The following is an 18,173-nucleotide window of genomic DNA, read 5'->3' as shown; positions in this document are numbered from 1 at the left end:
GGAGCAATGACCATGGGATCCGTTGGACGTCGAACCTTCATTCAACGCGGCATCGCTACAGGCGCTCTTGCGAGCCTGGGCGATCTTGGTTTCCTATCCAAACTGCGGCCTCTTGCTGCGGATGAACTCATCGAGACAAACGTCGTTCAAATGCGGCCGGAAATCGAGCCCCTGGTGCGACTCCTGGAAACCACACCTCGCGATCGAGTCTTGGAGGTTTTCGCAGATCGAATCCAACGAGGCACCTCCTACCAGGAAATATTGGCGACCCTCCTTCTGGCCGGAGTTCGTAACGTGCAACCGCGTCCTTCGGTTGGCTTCAAGTTTCATGCAGTACTCGTGGTTAACTCGGCACATCTTGCTAGCCTCGCATCCCCCGACACAGATCGTTGGCTGCCAATTTTCTGGGCACTCGACTACTTTAAGAGTTCACAAGCCAGAGATATTCGCGAAGGCAATTGGACGATGCCGACAGTCGACGCCAAGGCGATGCCGAGCCCAGAAAAGGCGTTGGCTGATTTCCAGACCTCAATGGACCACTGGGACGAAGCTGCAGCAGATGCGTCAGTGGCGACTTTAGCGAGAAACGTTGGCGCCAATGAATTGTTCGAACAATTCGCACGGTACGGGATTCGAGATTATCGCAGCATCGGTCACAAGGCGATCTTTGTGGCAAACAGTTGGCGAACGCTCCAGTGCATTGGTTGGCAACATTCGGAACCAGTCCTTCGATCCTTAGCCTACGCACTCTTAAATCATTCTGGTGAACCCAACCCCCACCAAAGTGACCTCAAGGCAGATCGTCCTTATCGTGAGAACCTGGAACGACAAAAACGAATCAAAAGTGAGTGGCTAACCGGTCGGCCGAGCCACCAAGCGTCACTCGACCTGTTGAGTACCTTACGCGAGGGCACCCCTCAAGATGCCAGTGAACAAGTGGTCAAAATGATCAATGAGGGCGTTGCGGTCCAATCGATCTATGATGCTATTTTCGCGGCGGCCGGTGAGCTGCTTATGCGACAACCAGGAATCGTTGCGTTGCACTCGATGACAACCACCAATGCGATGCATTATGCCTTCCAGACATCATCCAACAAGATCACTCGGCAATTGACATTGCTGCAAAATGCCGCATTTTTACCGATGTTTCGCGACTCGATGAAGGATCGTGGTGCCGTTGGGTCAACTCGAATTGACCAACTGGCCGCTGCTGAGATACCGGCCGATCCATCGGAGTGCATGGAGGCCATTTTTGCCCAGATTTCGACGGATCGAAACACGGCGGCTCAGCAACTCTTTGGATATCTCGAGCAAGGAAATTCCGCCACGGATGTCATCCAAGGAGCTCGCCGGCTGATCTTCCTGAAAGGCCACGACTCTCACGACTACAAGTTCAGCTCAGCTGCCTTGGAAGACTACTTCCACATCTCTCCCAATTGGCGAAATCGATATCTGGCCGCAAGTGTCTTTAATCTTAAGGGGACCGGCGATCAGGACAACCAACTCACGAACCGCACACGGGATGCGTTGAAACAAGTCACCAGTTGATTTCGAGAGGACATCGTGACTTGAAGGCTGGGCGAGAATCGCCAGAACCGTTTCGCTGTGAACCGTTTCGCTGTGAACCGTTTCGCTGTGAACCGTTTCGCTGTGTGCCGTTTCGCTGTGTGCCGTTTCGCTGTGTGCCGCTACATCGCGAACTCGACGGGGCTGAAAAAAAACACAGAACCCGACGTGTCAGATTCTGTGTTGAGTTTTTTTCCAAACGAACGGTTTTGCCTAGGCTTTGGCCGGAGCAGCACCACCCTGAGCCGGAGCCTGAACTCGCTTACGAACGTCTGTTTCCAGCACCCCGAAGGCAGCCTCATGTCGTTGAACCGACATGCTCAGCGCGGCCAGCAGTCGCTTTGCCGTGTAATGGTTCAGAATAATGCGATCGTTGATTCGAATCGGGTTTTCTGGAATACCCACGGGCTGAGTGTTCAACCCAAAGTCGATGATCAACTCTTCCGGCGTGCCGGTAACCCGACAGAAGTTCGCGTAACAACTGGATACGGAACTGTCGTCGAGCTGAACTTGTTGGCTTGCTTGAGCGGCCGGAGCTTGTGCTGGAGCGGCGGCTGCTTGGGGCTGTTCCTTCTTTTCAGCCTTCGCCTTATCTGCCTGTGGTTTGTCTGCCATAGCCTCGTTTCTCCTTCGAACGTCTAGTTGGTAAGTCTAACGATTGTACCGGTCGTTGCCGATTTCATGACAAGTCAGTGGCTCACAAAGGAATCTCGCCAGAAACCCCCACGAAAGTGAGCTCTTACAGTATTCTGCAGAATCATTCAATTCTGAGCAACTTTTTTTCAGTTCACCACCTGTCGAACCTCTGAATCAAACCGTCGTTTTACTATCAGACGGCATGACCGTTTGGTTTTGGCCTTGAGCTCTAAAGCTCAAAGCGAAACGTCCTTGTGAGAAGTCGTCGCAGTCGCGTTCCTAACGACTGCCATTGGGCGGAAATCTTCGCACGACCCCGCAAACCGGCCTCATATTTCAGTAGTCCATCATTCGGCATCGGCACGATCACCTGGTAGGTGGTACTAAGCGGCACTGGGATTCCCGCGGCGCCGGTCTTCGTAGCCAACGTCCCGCCGGCCTGCATCGACATGCCTTGGGAAGAGTACCTCATTGGTTCCCGAGATATGTCGTCGTCGCCTTCAATCTTGGTGCGAACAACGTCCGAAGTGTAAGCATCGAGTTTGATTTGGACAGCCTGCCCTGCATCGAGGAAATCCAGATCTGACTGGTCAACCGCCAACAGTGCTTCGAACTGATTGGGGTCGCCAATGCGACAGATCTCATCGCTCGGTTCCAAAAAAGCTCCTTGATTTATCTGATCCAACAATGACCCCGACCAAGCTGGCAGCCGACCATCCGGACTTGGCTGCGCCTTTTTCATGGGCGCTGGCAAAACGGTACCGCCAACCGGCGCTCTGACGGTCAACTTCTCTAGATCCTTACGTCGCTCGGCCAGTTGTTGTTTGGTCGATTCCAACAACGCTTTGATGACTGGTATCCGTCCGGCCCCCTGACCGGTCTGCTGTTGTGCAAGTTGCATCTCGATAACATCGAGTTCGCTCTGATACCGCTGGACAGCATCCTGGAGATCATTGACGCCAAGTCTCAAGTCATCGTTCGACATGACGGCAATCACGTCGCCTTTCGAAACTTCATCGCCCGGCCGCACATTGAGCTCTTCGAAAATCCCGGGAATGAGAGCATAAACATTGCGTTCATTTTTAGGAGCCACCTCGACTGCACACTTCACGCTATAGGGAAGCGGCACGTAACAAAAGGCAGCTACGAAAGCAGCGATGATCGCGGTGGTGATAAAAACGTTTTTCTTTTTCACCTGGTGCATTCTCCCCGGCGTATGAAGAAACTTGCCAAACTGCCACGTCGGCTGCACGACCAAACCGAACAAGCCGGCCATCGCAACCATTTGACCAAGCACCTTCAAACCATAAGGCTCCAAAACCTTGTTCAAAAACAAGAAAATCGAAAAAACAACGACCCAGCGGTAGGCGACCGCGGCGAGCGTGTAGAGAGCAAAAAACCAACGATTATGCTGGGGCAGGAACGGATCTTCTTGCTGTTCGATTCCCAACATGTATTGACCCATCAAACGATGGAGAATCTTACTGGCCTTTTGCCGCAGATTGGGAATCTCGGCAATGTCGGCCATGATGTAATATCCGTCAAACCGCAGCAACGGATTACCGTTGAAGAGCACGGTACTTACCGAGCAAATAAACATCACGCTTAATGCGATGTTATTAATCGTTGTTTCTTCATAGCTAAACCACCACACGAAAGTCGCAATGGTAGCCAGAACAATTTCAACGTACATACCTGCAGCACCGATCGCGGCTCGATGCCACTTGCTTGGAAGCAGCCAAGAGTCCGACACATTGCAGTAAAGACATGGGGTGAGGACAAGGATCATCACACCAATCTCGTGACACTCGCCCCCAAACCGTTTGCAAGACAACCCGTGCCCAAACTCGTGTAAAACTTTCGTGATCGCGAGCGTGCAGCCTAGGTAGATCCAATTTTGCGGACCGAAAAATTCGTGAAATGCCGGCAGTCGAGCGCGGAACGTTTCAAATTGACTTCCGACCAGCAGCAGCGCGGCAATTCCCAAGGTGACAAAAAAGATAACGGCCCATTTGGTGAAGAACCAGTTCGTATAAGGGGCCAGCCAATTCAAAAACTTGTCTGGATCAACCCCTTTGAACCGAATCGCGAGAACGTTGGAGACCTTTTGAAACATCTCCTTACGACCCGTCTCGTCTCGACGTTTGCGAAGCTGCGGCCCTTGGCCTTCCGCATCGGTAATCAACAAGCCGCTTCGATGCAACATTCCAATGAAATGCTGAAGATCTTGGAGGCTAATTTTCTGAGGTGCATACTCCTGCTCGAATCGCTCTTTGACGTCTTCGAAACTGCAGGTGCCATCCATCATCAGAAGGATGGAGTACTCCTCTTCTTGAAAGCGGTAGTACTTCAGTCCTACCGGCTCCTTTATCACCCAATAGGGTTTCCCTTGATATTTGTGGTACCGCACCGACAAGTCGGGGCGCATCCGCAGCGGAAGCCGGCGGGATGCACTAGAGACTAAACTGTCAGCGAGAGAAACCATTGAGAATCATGATCCTACGAAACAACGATCTAATCAGTATTTTTTTCCTGCCAAAGCAGCGCGAACAACAAAAAACGGCGGGATCGCTTGTTTACTTTCCAACTAACCGCATGGAAGCACTCAGCCCGGGACCCATCAGCCAACCGCCGTCCATCTTTTTGTTGGGGATATCGGCGTGAACTCGAAAAGAACCATCCTCTTCAACAATGTTGCTGGCAAAACTAATCTTGCTGCGTAGCTTTTCTGATTTTCCGCCCGGCAGGGTGACAGTCACTTCCACCTCGTGGTTGAGCACGTCAGACCAGGAATACAACCGTGAAGGAACGCGTCCGTGGACTCGCAACTGGTCCATTTGGACAACTTTCATCACAGGTGTGCCCGCTTGGACCCAGTCGCCCCGATTCAGGAAAACTTTATCGACGAGCCCTTCGATCGGCGATTTCAACTTCCGCATTTCAATCATCGCTTCCGACTGTTCGTACTGAGAATACTTGGCTTTGGCATCCAAAAAGGCAACCACCAGTTCGAACCTAGCCAAGTCGATCTGGAGTCCAGAACGCTCCCAAGTCAGATTAAGCCGTCGAACTTCCGTCGTACTAAACGTACCCGGCACCTTCTTATTCGCCTCGACCGCAGTGTCCAATTCGGCCTTAGCAACCTCGAACGCTTTTTGAGCCGCTTCAACGCTGATTTGATTTTCAGCCTGTTTTTTGGCGGCAAAATATTGATTCTTGGCCACCGTCCGTGCCATGACAGCTTCGCGATCGTCAATTTGCGCCAGCGGCTGCTCCGCTGTGACGGGATTCCCTGCTTCGACCTCGATCGACATTAACATGCCAGGTTCCGTGGCTGGCACGCTTACTTGATGAATCGCGCCCAGGAAACATCTTTGAATTTGCTGCGGATCCTGCTTCGCCAACAGGCCGTTGCTTTGTGCTTGCACCGAAGTCGAAAGCAGCCCAACGACAAGACACGCGACAATCTGCGTAGTTTTCATTCGAACAACTCCTCTGTATCTCGTTCAGCACTCAAATCGTCTTGGTGCCGCTTATTTATTTCAGGCGTTTATCCAGTCAGCTTTACGATCAAAACCGCGTCCTAGATCGCGAAGAGCCGGACCTGCACCCATTCGATCAATTCGTGGAATAGGCTGTAGCCCGCGGAGCGTTTTCCACAGTAAATCTTTGCGATCACTTCGGTTCCCATATTCGGCTCTTCTTGTTTCAGCCGATCGATCATGTCTTGTTTGTCGATTTTGATTTTGAGTCGATAACTATTTCCATGATCTTCGCTCATCGTGGCAGTCGTCTGCACTTCCCCCAACGTGCCCTCGAACGTTTCGTTGGTGTGACTCTTGAGGACGAAACTCACATCCAAATCGTCCCTGCCTAATTCCCGCTGAGCTTTCAGCAGATGGCCAAGGCGATCATCCCGCAAGAACACCTCGAGTTCCCATGTTTTTGATGGATCGGCGACCTGCATCGCAACCTGGCCGACCGAAACGGGACGATCGTCGAGCAAGTCGAGCACGTCCCAGGTGGTGACAAGTCCGTCAATCGGCGAGAGCACATTGAGTTTCTTTTTCTTGTCGAGCAAGATCAACAATTGGTTTTGATAGCCGATAATCCGCTGATCAAGTTCGACAGCCTGCCCCATCAACTCTGGATTGCTGCCTTCTCGCTCGAGCTGTTGATAAATTGCACGGCGCCGATCCTGCGCCGAATAAAGCTCGCCCTGCACTTTGAAGATTTCTTGCTCCAAAGCATTATCTTTGAGGACCACAAGCACATCACCGGCTTTGACTTCGGACCCATGCTTGACATTGACCGCATCCACCTCGCCACCCCCTGCAAAAAACACATCGCGACGAACTTGGGGTTGCAGCGTCCCACGAGCTTCCATTCGGAAGTCCTTGTGGACCATAAACATGACGAATAATAGAATCAGGATCGCGGCAGATGCCAGCAGAGTTTTGGGAAGATTTCTGCCAGTCACCAGCCATCGGGACTTACCAATTGTCCGCCAAACCGGCATCAAGAACAGACTATTATGTTCAATTGAATTTCCCAACGCACGAGCACTATGCTGGCAGACCAAGTCGACACGCGGTGCAATCACATCACGGGACTGGGTTGAATCGATTTGCTCGATGATCACCGACCCGATCACATCGCCATGATCGGATTGATACTGTTCGGTTTTTTCAGCCCCCAGCTCATCATCTTTCTTTTGTTTAAATTCATCCGTCTTAAAGAGCGGCAGCACCGCTAAGCTTTTGGTGTGCGATTCGTCAACATACTCTTCGAGTGCGTTTTCGACCTGCGGCGGCAGATCTTGCATTGAGCCGTTATACCAGAGTGCTTCACCGGTGGCACAAACACGGGTCGCCAAGTTACGCAACATGGAGACGACATTTGAGCGGCTGTCCATCGTATCTTGGCCACTCACGGCCTCCACAACCTGCTTCCCACCACGGGCTACCGTAACACTGACCCGATCGCATCCAATCAGTCGACGGCCTTCGTTGGCAATCGTGTAAGCCGTGTCACGCACGTCCAGGCTGTTGTGAACCTCCTTCGAAAAATGATCGATCTTGGCCCACATTGATTGTCGATCACTAAAGTGGCGCAACTTGCGGGATTTGAGGTAATCGCCGACAAGGTCACTCATCTGAATCAGGAAACGCAGGTAGCCTTGCTGACTGCCCGTTTGCGAATCAGGACGCTGGAAGATCTCAAGTACGCCTTCGACCGAATCATCGGTTTTCATCGGGGCGAGCACGAGCAACGAATTGGTTGGGTTTCCAGGTGAATCCGCATCACCGGAACCGGACAACGGCGGGACCAATTTGGCTTCGCCCGACGAGATCACCTGCTGCAACAATCTCACGTGTCGCTGTGCATCTTCCGACTGGGGTTCGAGCAAATGCTGATTAAGATTGATTTGGTAGTCCAACCTCAATTGCCGCTCGTTATTGATCGTCCAAACCGCACCGCCAATGGCAGCCAGTGCGGTGACGATCCGGTGCATCACTTCAGCGTAATACTGATCGGGCTCCAGATCACCACGAGACAGTTGGGCAATTTCCTGCACCAACCCTCGAATTTGTTGTTTCGTCTTTTCGATCGTCGCAGAGTCGACGGAGCTTGTTTCTGAACTCATGATCGCCTCATGTTGCGGCGCGAGATGGGAGAATTACCAAAAAGCATTTGTGAGAGGAAGTCAGGGGTAATTGTATTTCTTTGCTTCAAAACGGACAACATGCAGCGGACTTCCTTCAGCTAAATCCACCACAATTGGCCTTGCCCGAGTCAATTCGTCAGGACCATCCCGCAACCATTCGCTAGTCCCTTCAATCGAACTATTCCGACAAATCGAACGGTATTCATCGCAACATCCGCCCGATTCTACCAAACGTCAAGTGCCACATTATAGGTTGCTCGGATCAACCGAGCGTCGCAGACAACCAACATTAGGAAAGCCTGGTCAACGCTAACGACCCCGTCGGACCACACCCGCGCAACACCCCCGACTAACTCGGTGTATCGAGATAAGGATCCTGCCCAAGCTCTCTTTGCATCTTCTTCCGCTGCTTTTCATGGTGCAACAGAACCATTCGATCTCGCAGGTGACGCCGCTCAACCTTTTTCTGAGATCGTCGAAATAACGAACTCATCCTAGAAACATCGACACCGGCGCGTTGAAGTCGCCCCTGAAGCTTTTCTGCCTTCGCAGGTCCATAGCCGACTTTGACGATGTCGTCATCGATCGCCAAATAACGCTGGTAGGATCCCGGATCCCCCTGACGACCACAACGCCCGATCAACTGCCGATCAATCCGAGCCGAGTCATGGATCTCGGTAATGATCACATGCAGCCCGCCCAAGTCCGACATTCCCTCTCCGAGCTTGATGTCCGTACCACGTCCCGCCATGTTGGTGGCAACGGTGACCCGTCCCGCCTGTCCTGCCATAGCGACGATTTCGGCCTCACTGGCAATATGACGAGCATTAAGCACCTGGTGTTCAATACCACGCTGGTGCAGCAGTCCCGACAACAACTCGGACTTTTCAATCGTTCGGGTACCAATCAGGATGGGACGTCCTTGCTCATGAAGCCGGTCGATGTCACTCACAATCTGCTCCCATTTGACATCTCCCGTCTGAAATACTCGATCAGCCTCGATCTTTCTTTGAGCGGGACGATTGGTGGGGATTCGTACAACAAGACTCTTGTAAATCTTTCGGAACTCGCGAGCTGAGGTCAAAGCCGTTCCGGTCATGCCGGCCAGTTGACGATAACGCAAGAACAGGTCCTGAATCGTGATCCGCGCCGCTTGCCCAGTATCAACCGTGATCTCGATATTCTCTTTCGCCTCAATCGATTGATGAATCCCATCTCGCCACTTACGACCTTCGGCGAGACGCCCAGTGAACTCATCAACAATGACAATTTCACCATCATCCGAAACGACATAATGCTGATCGAGCAGGAAATCTCGGCTCACCTTAACCGATCGCTCCACAAACTCGTACGAATCAATCAGGCCGACCCCCTGCATTTCCTCCGGCTGCGTCAATGCTCGAACCAATTGCCGACCGGCAGCATTTAACTCCACCTTCTTTTTTTCGTGGTCGTATTCATAATGCTCATCTTCGTGGAATTGATCAGCAACTCCTGCACTCCACTGATAGGAAGCTCGAATCGACTCTTCGTGCTCGTCGCCAATTGCGCTAATGATCAGCGGTGTCCTTGCCTCGTCGATTAAAATGCTGTCGGCTTCATCCACGAGAGCAAAATAGGGGTCCCGTTGAACGGGTCGTTCACCGGACTCCGCTTTTCCTTGATTCCCCAAGGTGTCAAGAAACTCAAGTCGCTCTTGCTTGAGCCGCCGCAACACCAAGCGATCTCGGAGAAAATCGAATCCGAACTCTTTAGCCGTGCCGTAAGTAATATCACTCCCATACGCCTCGCGTCGCTGAGGCCGGCTCATTTCCGTTTGCACGACACCTACGCTCATGCCCAGCAATTCGTAAATGGGAGCCATGTTTTCTGCATCACGACCGGCAAGATAATCGTTAACGGTGGCAAGGTGCGATCCTTTCCCCCGCAGTGCGTGCAAGTAGAGTGGCAAGGTGGCCGTTAACGTCTTGCCTTCGCCCGTATCCATTTCGGCAATCGAGCCATGAAACAATGCCATGCCGCCGATCAACTGGACATCAAAATGCCGCAACCCCGTACTTCGTCGCGATGATTCCCGGACCAACGCAAAAGCCTGTGGCAACAGACCAACTAACGGCTCACCTGCCTTCGCCCGATAGCGCAGCGACAAACTCTCCTTCCGCAATCGTTGATCACTAAGCTGTTTGTAAGCCTGCTCGTGATCCGCGATCACCGAAAGCAAGCCGGCCCATCGGTCCAGATTCCATTTGGCTCTCCCCTTCCAAAGCGAGCCCAGTCGTAATGGCGGCTTCGTCGACGTCTCATTCAATTCAATTTCTGATGAGCCGGACGGTTTTGTGTTTTCAGCAACTACAGACATGGAAATCCGACTGTTCGACAGGGTGAAAAATTCCGCTAAAAATGCGATGCGTATCTACTTATCTTAACGTTAAGTCAAGAATGCTGCCTGGATTGACGCGTCGTATTGAGCCGACCTCCGCCAAATGCTCTCAATGATAGCGTTAAATACGCAACAACCAGCAAAATCGTTTGCAGCTTATTAATCAGTACAACTTTCCTCTTAGGCAGTTTTTGCTTAACCGCCAGGACCCAGCGAGCCGAAAACGTTTGTGCAGTCCAAATATTTACGCTTGGAATCCGACAGTCAATTGGCAGCTGCCAAGTCGGTTTTCTGAGTATCCGAAGGGTTGGCTACCACGGAAGATGCCATGAATGCTCGCTTAATTCGATTCCCAATCTCTACTGGCCTGGTCATTGGCTGTCTGCTATCGCTTTCAACGGACGTTGATGCCCAGCGATCGCGAAGCAACCCGTTGCGGGGACAGTCCACTGCAGCGGAGCCGGCGGAGTTTACCGATGCACAACTGAACAGCGCCAGCTTTTTGGACGATAATCCCGACGCGGACTACGTGCCTGTGTCCGAACACGGTTACTGCGATTCCTGTGGCGACACCTCATGCTCGGGATGCGACAAGGAGTGTCTCGCAGTCTGGGGTAGCATTGAATACCTCCTCTGGTGGGGGCAAGATGCCAAGACGCCTCCACTGGTCACCACCAGTCCAGTCGGTACCAGTTATAACGATGCGGGTGTGCTTGGCGAGCCGACCACCAGTGTTCTGTTCGGAGGCGACATCCAATCAGATGCCTTCCAAGGTGGGCGATTGACCGTCGGGCTTTGGCTCGATTCGTGCGCTAAATTGGGCGTCGCTGGCCGTGGTTTCTCCATGCAACAAAACACATCAAAATATTCAGCCGACTCTAACGCGATCCCGATTCTCGCTCGCCCCTTCTTCGACGCAATCACCAACGTAGAAAGCTCCAGGGTTGTCGGCTTTCCGTTGGTGGCTGAAGGTAATATGAACGTCGCACTTGAAACCGAGATTGACGGAGTGCAAGCCTTTTTACGCCATCAATTCAAACGCGGTTGTAACTATCGAATCGACTGGCTGCTCGGCTACCGTTATCTTGGCATGCGGGAATCGCTGTTGATCACCGATTCCACCATTAACCTTGATACCGGATCACCTTTTTTCGATTACGAGACTTCCCAGATCGATTTTTTCGACGTAGAGAATGAATTCAACGGCGCCGAAATTGGTTTGATGGGACACTCGGTGGAAGGTCGTTGGACACTTGATTTTCACTCCACCGTATCGCTGGGCGAAATGCAGCAGCTGGCCCGGGTGAACGGATCGACGGTTATCAGACCACCGACAGGCACGCCCACCGAACTAGTCGGAGGCTTGCTCACCCAAGGCACCAACATTGGCGAATACCGGAACAATCAATTTGCCGTGATTCCGGAGGTGAGTTTAACACTTGGATACTTTATTACCCCCCGACTTGATCTCTCAATCGGCTACACGTTCCTTTACGTGAATCATTTATCACGCCCGGGACAACTCATCGACACCGATATCAATCTGACTCAACAAACGGGCACTCTCGAAGGGCCAGCACGTCCAGAATTCGTCTTCCGCGATAGCGACTACTGGCTACAGGGCATGAATTTCGGTCTCAATCTACGTTATTAGACGGCATTTTGCCCGGACGCCCTTTTTCTGCGTACGCGCCCCTCGCATTCCTCGCAGGGGCATTCCTCGCCAGCGACCGCCTCGCTCTCGAACGGCTTACTCGTCATTCACGCACGAGCAAGGTGCTGCTCCAACCCGGTGCTGGCGCTAGCTTGCAGGCATTCTTGTTAAAGCTGATGGAATCTGCAGGATACTCTCGCACGGACCATGAGTGCAAAGCTGGACGATCACGATAACCGATAACGACCTGGAAGAAGCTATCAAGGCGGATCGGATCCGCGTAGGACGACTCTTTCAAGTCCGATGAATTCGTGATTCAACAGAGGAAACGTGGTGATGCCCAAACGCAAGGATGCGATTTCGAGGCTATTTTTTCGATTCTTGAGCAGGAAACGACCGAGCGTTACGAAGCCTCGCCGACTCAATGTGGAATCGCTAGAAGGTCGTCGACTGTTGGCAGTGACCGGCACGTCCCCAGCGATCACCGGTACCGTTTTTATCGATTCTGATAATGATAGTAATCCGGCACCGGGCGAAGGCGTCGGCAACGCGACCGTGCAACTGTATCTCGACAATGGAGACGGCAGCCTCGACGTTACCGATACGCTGGTAGAGGAAGTCACCACCGACCCCGACGGAGTCTATGGCTTTGAGAATCTTGACGGTCTTGAACAATATTTCGTTGTTCAACCGACGCAAATCGTCGACGGCCTCCTGCTCTTGGAACAAACGAGTGCCGTTATTAGCCCTGGTGAATCAACGTTAGTGATCGATCAGTTCGAGACGCCACAGAGTGTCATGGCATCTTCTCCCGTACCTTCCTCGAATGGTTCGACTCTGTCATTTGCCAACGAGTCAGAAGTGATTGGCGCTGAGCGAGACATGTATGTCAACATGACGGCGGGAATCGGAGAAGTCCAACTGCGAGTCAATCCTTTTGGGATGAATCCAGTGCTTCAATACGATTCAACTTCCGGCGTGGAAGGTTCGAGCATTGTCACGTGGGATGGAACGGACAACGATTCAAACCCCACTCCCTCCATGGGACTCGGGGGACGTGACTTGACGCAAGGCGGCGTTAATACGGGATTCACGATGGCGTTGGGGATCGACTCTTCGGGCGCAGGTGACACTGTCGAGGTTAAGTTATTCCAAGGTGATGCCAGCAATGTTTCGTCAGCCTCTGCTGCAATGCCGATCACCGGCGGCACCGCGACTGGCTATTTATTTTTGCCATTCAGCGACTTTCCAGCGCCTGTCTCAGCTGACAACGTCGATGCAATTCAACTCATAATCGGCGGTGACACCGCTTCGGCCGACGCTCAAGTCGCATTTATAGGTGTGACAGGACCACGTGTTCATGACTTTGCAAACCTTCCGAGTACCGATCTGAGTATCGTGAAAACTGACGGAGCAACCAGCGCCATACCTGGAACAGAAATCACCTACACAATCACGGTGGAAAATCGGGGCCCGATGGATGTGGCGGGTGCAACCGTAACAGATAATTTCCCGGCAACCCTCGAAAATATTTCATACACCAGTGCGACAACAGGAACCGTATCAGGCAACACAGTTGAGGGGGTGAATGACATTAGCGATACGGTTGACATGACGGTCGGCAGTACCATTGTGTACACGGTGGATGCGACCATTTCGTCGGCGGCAACAGGAACGCTCGAAAACACCGCCACCGTCCAACCCCCCGAAGGTGTGATCGATCCTGATGAAGGCAATAACACGAGTACGGACAGCAACCAATTAACCCCTGCGGTAGATTTAACCGTCAACAAGACAGACAACCGAACAACCGTCGCTCCTGGCGAGGAATACAGTTATACGATCAGCATCACCAACGAGGGACCGAGCGATGTGGTCGGCGCGAGATTCACGGACGCGTTTCCAGCCACGATCAACAACGTGAATTTCACCAGTTCCGTTACGAGCGGAACGGTCACCGGAAACACGGCGGTTGGATTTGACGACATCGACGACTTGCTGAACATGACCGCCGACAGCTCGCTGGAATATATCACCACCGCCACAGTCGACCAGAGTGCAGAAGGAACGATCGATAATACGGCTGACATTCAGGTACCCGAAGGCACAATCGATCTTGATCCCGAAACCAATTCATCGACGGACACCACCGATGTGGGTCGGGTAGTCGATGTTGTCGTGACCAAGACGGATGGCCAAGAGACAGCCGCTCCCAATCAAGAGCTCGTGTATCAGATAACGGTGAGCAACCTCGGGCCGAGCGATGTTTCAAACGTGGAAATCACCGATGATTTTCCGACCGAATTGCTCAACGTGAATTACGAGAGCACCGCCGAGGATGGAGCCAGCGGGAACACCCCCAGTGGTAGTGACAACATTAGCGATATCGTCAGCCTGCCTGCTGGATCACGCATCAACTACACCGCCAGCGGCGTCGTCGCCGAGTCGGCCAGTGTGGACGTCTCCAATACCATCGTGGCGACTCTTCCACCCAACGTCACCGATCCAACCCCAGAAACAAACACGGCAACCGACACGACCCGTTTGCTACCTGGTGTGGATTTGGTAATCACGAAGACCAACAATTTGGATGAAGTCTATCCAGGCCAAGAGTTAACTTACGAAATCGTCGCCAGCAATCAGGGACCCAATGCAGTGGTGGGCGCCGTCGTCGAAGACATTTTCCCCCCCGAGCTGATAGATGTCAGTTACACCAGCAGCGCCAGCGAATCGGCATCGGGTAATACCGAAGCCGGAGAGGGCAATATCAACGACACACTGGATCTTGGCATCGATGCCTCAGTCACCTATACCGTGGTTGCAACCGTAGCGAGCGACGCGACCGGGATCCTCTCAAACACAGCCAGAATCACGGCGCCTGCCGGCTACACGGAGCTTGATCCGACCAACACGGTCGCAACCGATACCGATCCGATCAATGTCCTGGAAGCAGCCATCAACGGGTTTGTCTTTCTCGACCAAAACAATAACGGCGTTTTTGACGAAGGCGAACCACCAATCCCGGGCGCAGAGGTGCTGCTGCAAGACACGGAACGTGTTAATCTCGAAAGCAAGGAAACCGACGTCAACGGATACTACGAGTTCACATCACTCGCGGCCGATTCCTATTACGTCGAATCGGTGCTACCCGAGGGCTACCGTAGAGGCAAGAACTCGCCCGGAGGTGAGTTCGCGGAACGCGTCGCAAATGATCTGTTCTTCGTGACCATTGGGGACAGCGACGTTGCCTCCGATTTGGACTTCGGACTCCTTCCGATTCAACCTTCGAAACGAGAGTTGCTGGCATCGAGTTTCGTCTAGCCGTTTTGCCTCCAAGCTGAATGCGACCGCGTGAGTCTCCCAAACCCACAAGGAACTCTCTGTTGCTCAACAAACTTTTCGGCAATTCATCTTTCATGATCGATCAGTTCCTTGGAAAGGCGAATATGCCGAAAAGGCCCAAGATTAAGATGAGCAGCGAAGCCGGTTCGGGCACCACGACAAAGTTTTGGGACGTCGGTCCGGCCGACACGACGGACTCAATTTGAGCATCAATTGACTTTGATCCCTCCCCCACCAACATCTGGATCGCGTTGATGTCAGTTGGCTCTACCGACCCAACAAAACTGTTGTAGGGAATAAAGGCGGAGGCTGTCGCAGTACCATCGGTGATGGGAATCAAAGCGGATGCCTCCGAATACTCATCCGCACTATCTTTGAAAAGTCGGATCACCAACTTCTCGCCCGCACCCGTGCGGTCAATCCCCGTTTTGAAGAGCAAACCGGTGGCGTCACCATTCATCGTCAAATCAATGTTACCCAGGCCTAAGCTGGGCTTCAGACTGCCGGATCCATCAATTCCATCCCACGTGATTACCCCGCGCCCCTGTACGCCCGAAGATGTATCGTATTGAGAAACATCCACACCAAACGCATTCGATCTCAGCGAAACTTCACCAATGCCCGCCAACAGTTCAACGTAGATGTCCCGTTCGTATCCCAAGACCGAAGAACCAGGATCATTCAAAGAGGATGTGGCAGCCGGCGTAATCGGGTTGGCTTGAGCCGTCTGATGATTGGCAAAATCGTCAACCGTCAACGACGATTGAAAAGGCGCCAACAATCCACTTACTTCACCCGGTTGCGCAATGTCCAAGATTTCTTGCGGAGGACGCTCGACAAAGTATCGAGAAAGCGGGTTCAAATCGTCGAACTGGTAGACACCGTCCGCGTCAGTGGTCATTCCAGCCACAATGGTATCGAGTGCCACATCGAACACCCCATCACCATCGTCCAAGAAAAGTTTCAAATTGACCCCAGTCACGGGATCCGCCGATTGAAGTTGGATCACGCTCCCGCCGATTCCCGGCAAGATGCCCGCCGCCCAACTCGGTGCGGCCGCCACAGCGCCGATTAGCGCTGTCGCTATGGTAATTCGATTCATTAGTCGCTCCGCCGTACCTTTCAAAAGTAAATCAGGGTCAACTTCTACACGTGGGAGCAGGATTTCCGTACGCGACGCTCCGCCATATCAACGGATGACAGGCCGATCCGAGTCAGCCGCCGTGCGTGGCCAAAAAAAAATGCCAGGGCACTCTGCGCGACATCGCTTATGCGACGTCGGCGCGCAGGGCAGCCTGGCATCTTTTCGTGAATTCGGGTTTTAATGACATCATTAGCGCCTCCTCAAGCGTCCACACGAAAACAGCACAGACTGTGCAGTTTCCCTATCCCTCCAATGATTCAGTCTAATTGGGCCATGTACCCCGTCAAGCTTTTTCCAGAGCCCGTAGATCTCTGGACGCCAATCAGTAAGCCTTTTCAGCGCAGGTACTTAGAGATCAGCCGTGAGTCGGTAGCCATTTCGAGCAGAGGCTCCGAAGTTAAGAATCATCCGCTCGCTGGCGGAGATAACTGAGCGATTGCTCGAAATGTTGCTGAAGCATTAGAAACCGCTGAATGTCTCCACCCCGGTCTGGATGCATCTTCTTCGCCAATTGGCGGTAGGCGTGTCGAAGTTCCTCTTCCGTGCAGGGCAGTGAGAGGCCGAGCGCTTTGAGACAAGGGGGTGTTTCATTTTCGAGCCAAGCCGGAATCTCAAAATCCGGATAGGCAATCTTAACAAGAACCCCCTTGAGTGCCCGCAGGTAGGCGAGAATATCAAGCGAGGTCAACCAAAAACCGATCAGTGGCATGAGCACGACAATCGCGACAAAAACGACGATTGCAGCGATATCGAGCGAAGTCGGCCACTTGGCTGCTTGAGCGAACGGCGGGAACGTGCAGAGGTCCATCACGAAGAGGTCAATTTCGGCGTTGATGAATAGAAAGCTCGGGTCGCTATTGTTTCATGAAGTTACAGATTCACAAGAACCGTTTTTATTGTAAAGATTCTTCCGCAATGTCAGTCTGATTAGCAGTTTGAGCCTGCTTCAAGTGAGGATCGGGCAGAACAGTCGATAGATTAATTCCCTCACCAAAGTAATACTTGCGTGCTTCCGGATGGCTAATGACCTCTTCCGGCTTACCATGGCAAAGCACACGTCCGCTACGAATGACATAGCTACGATCAGTAATTTCAAGCGTTTCGCGAACCTGATGATCGGTAATCAAGATCGAAATTCCCTTGGCACACAAATCACGTACGATCGTCTGAATTCCGTCAATCGTGACGGGGTCAATACCCGTAAACGGTTCATCAAGCAAGATAATGGTTGGATCGGACACAAGACAGCGAGCAATTTCTAAGCGACGTCTTTCCCCACCCGACAAAGAGGCAGCACGAGACTTGCGAATGTGAGTAATATTGAACTGCTCTAACAAGGTTTCGCAGCGGGCCTTTCGCTCACGCCGCCCCACACCGAGCATCTCCATCATCCCCAATAAATTATTCTGGACACTCAGCTTCCGAAAGACGCTTGATTCCTGAGCAAGATAGCCCATCCCACCATCTCGAGCACGTCGAAACATGGGCCAGGCAGTCACATTGACGTCATTCAGTTCAACACGACCGGCGTCAGGTTCGACCATACCACAAGTCATACGAAACGACGTTGTCTTGCCAGCCCCATTGGGGCCGAGCAAACCGACGATTTCACCTTTGCCAACTTCGAAGGAAACACCATCAACGACGCGGCGTCGTCCATAGTTCTTCACCAATCCGCTGACGCTTAAAACACTCAACGTTCGTCCTCCCTGACGGTCGTGGATTGCCAGTGCGACACATCGCAATGACAATCCCGCGGGGATTGTCTCCACGCAATTCCAGG

At 52.5% G+C, this 18,173-nt stretch carries 11 protein-coding genes; 3 read left to right on the top strand and 8 right to left on the bottom strand.

What is annotated here, in order from left to right; genetic code table 11:
* The first annotated feature begins 12 nt into the window (after positions 1–12).
* On the top strand, positions 13–1,548 hold the full coding sequence (locus tag P8N76_13715) for a hypothetical protein (GenBank protein MDG2382722.1): 1,536 nt from the start codon (positions 13–15) through the stop codon (positions 1,546–1,548).
* A 231-nt stretch (positions 1,549–1,779) separates the two neighbouring features.
* Here the strand turns inward: P8N76_13715 and P8N76_13710 are convergent, their stop codons facing one another.
* From P8N76_13710 to P8N76_13690, 5 genes are all read right to left on the bottom strand, one after another.
* The gene (locus P8N76_13710; protein ID MDG2382721.1) at positions 1,780–2,181 is read right to left on the bottom strand and encodes a DUF3467 domain-containing protein; all 402 of its coding nucleotides are present in this window, start codon (positions 2,179–2,181) and stop codon (positions 1,780–1,782) included.
* A 250-nt stretch (positions 2,182–2,431) separates the two neighbouring features.
* A complete protein-coding gene (locus P8N76_13705; GenBank protein ID MDG2382720.1) occupies positions 2,432–4,687 on the bottom strand; it encodes an HlyD family efflux transporter periplasmic adaptor subunit in 2,256 nt (751 codons plus the stop codon).
* A 91-nt stretch (positions 4,688–4,778) separates the two neighbouring features.
* Positions 4,779–5,684, bottom strand: coding sequence for an HlyD family efflux transporter periplasmic adaptor subunit (locus P8N76_13700; GenBank protein MDG2382719.1), 906 nt, complete (start codon positions 5,682–5,684; stop codon positions 4,779–4,781).
* A 101-nt stretch (positions 5,685–5,785) separates the two neighbouring features.
* Positions 5,786–7,849, bottom strand: coding sequence for an HlyD family efflux transporter periplasmic adaptor subunit (locus tag P8N76_13695; protein MDG2382718.1), 2,064 nt, complete (start codon positions 7,847–7,849; stop codon positions 5,786–5,788).
* Positions 7,850–8,219: 370 nt separating this feature from the next.
* Entirely contained in the window at positions 8,220–10,229 is a 2,010-nt protein-coding gene (locus P8N76_13690; protein ID MDG2382717.1) for a preprotein translocase subunit SecA, read from the bottom strand.
* Between the two features lie 349 nt (positions 10,230–10,578).
* On the opposite strand from P8N76_13690, the gene P8N76_13685 reads away from it, so the two are divergent.
* Together P8N76_13685 and P8N76_13680 are read left to right on the top strand one after the other, a co-directional pair.
* On the top strand, positions 10,579–11,904 hold the full coding sequence (locus tag P8N76_13685) for a BBP7 family outer membrane beta-barrel protein (protein ID MDG2382716.1): 1,326 nt from the start codon (positions 10,579–10,581) through the stop codon (positions 11,902–11,904).
* A 336-nt stretch (positions 11,905–12,240) separates the two neighbouring features.
* Entirely contained in the window at positions 12,241–15,225 is a 2,985-nt protein-coding gene (locus P8N76_13680) for an SdrD B-like domain-containing protein (protein MDG2382715.1), read from the top strand.
* 103 nt (positions 15,226–15,328) lie between these two features.
* Here the strand turns inward: P8N76_13680 and P8N76_13675 are convergent, their stop codons facing one another.
* From P8N76_13675 to lptB, 3 genes are all read right to left on the bottom strand, one after another.
* On the bottom strand, positions 15,329–16,348 hold the full coding sequence (locus tag P8N76_13675; protein ID MDG2382714.1) for a hypothetical protein: 1,020 nt from the start codon (positions 16,346–16,348) through the stop codon (positions 15,329–15,331).
* Between the two features lie 439 nt (positions 16,349–16,787).
* Entirely contained in the window at positions 16,788–17,198 is a 411-nt protein-coding gene (locus P8N76_13670) for a DnaJ domain-containing protein (GenBank protein MDG2382713.1), read from the bottom strand.
* Positions 17,199–17,283: 85 nt separating this feature from the next.
* Positions 17,284–18,087, bottom strand: a complete 804-nt coding sequence (lptB, locus tag P8N76_13665; protein MDG2382712.1) for an LPS export ABC transporter ATP-binding protein — start codon at positions 18,085–18,087, stop codon at positions 17,284–17,286.
* Positions 18,088–18,173: the final 86 nt, after the last annotated feature.

The sequence above is a fragment of the Pirellulaceae bacterium genome, from assembly GCA_029243025.1.
Taxonomy (GTDB): domain Bacteria; phylum Planctomycetota; class Planctomycetia; order Pirellulales; family Pirellulaceae.
This window is presented reverse-complemented; position numbering and strand designations above follow the sequence as displayed.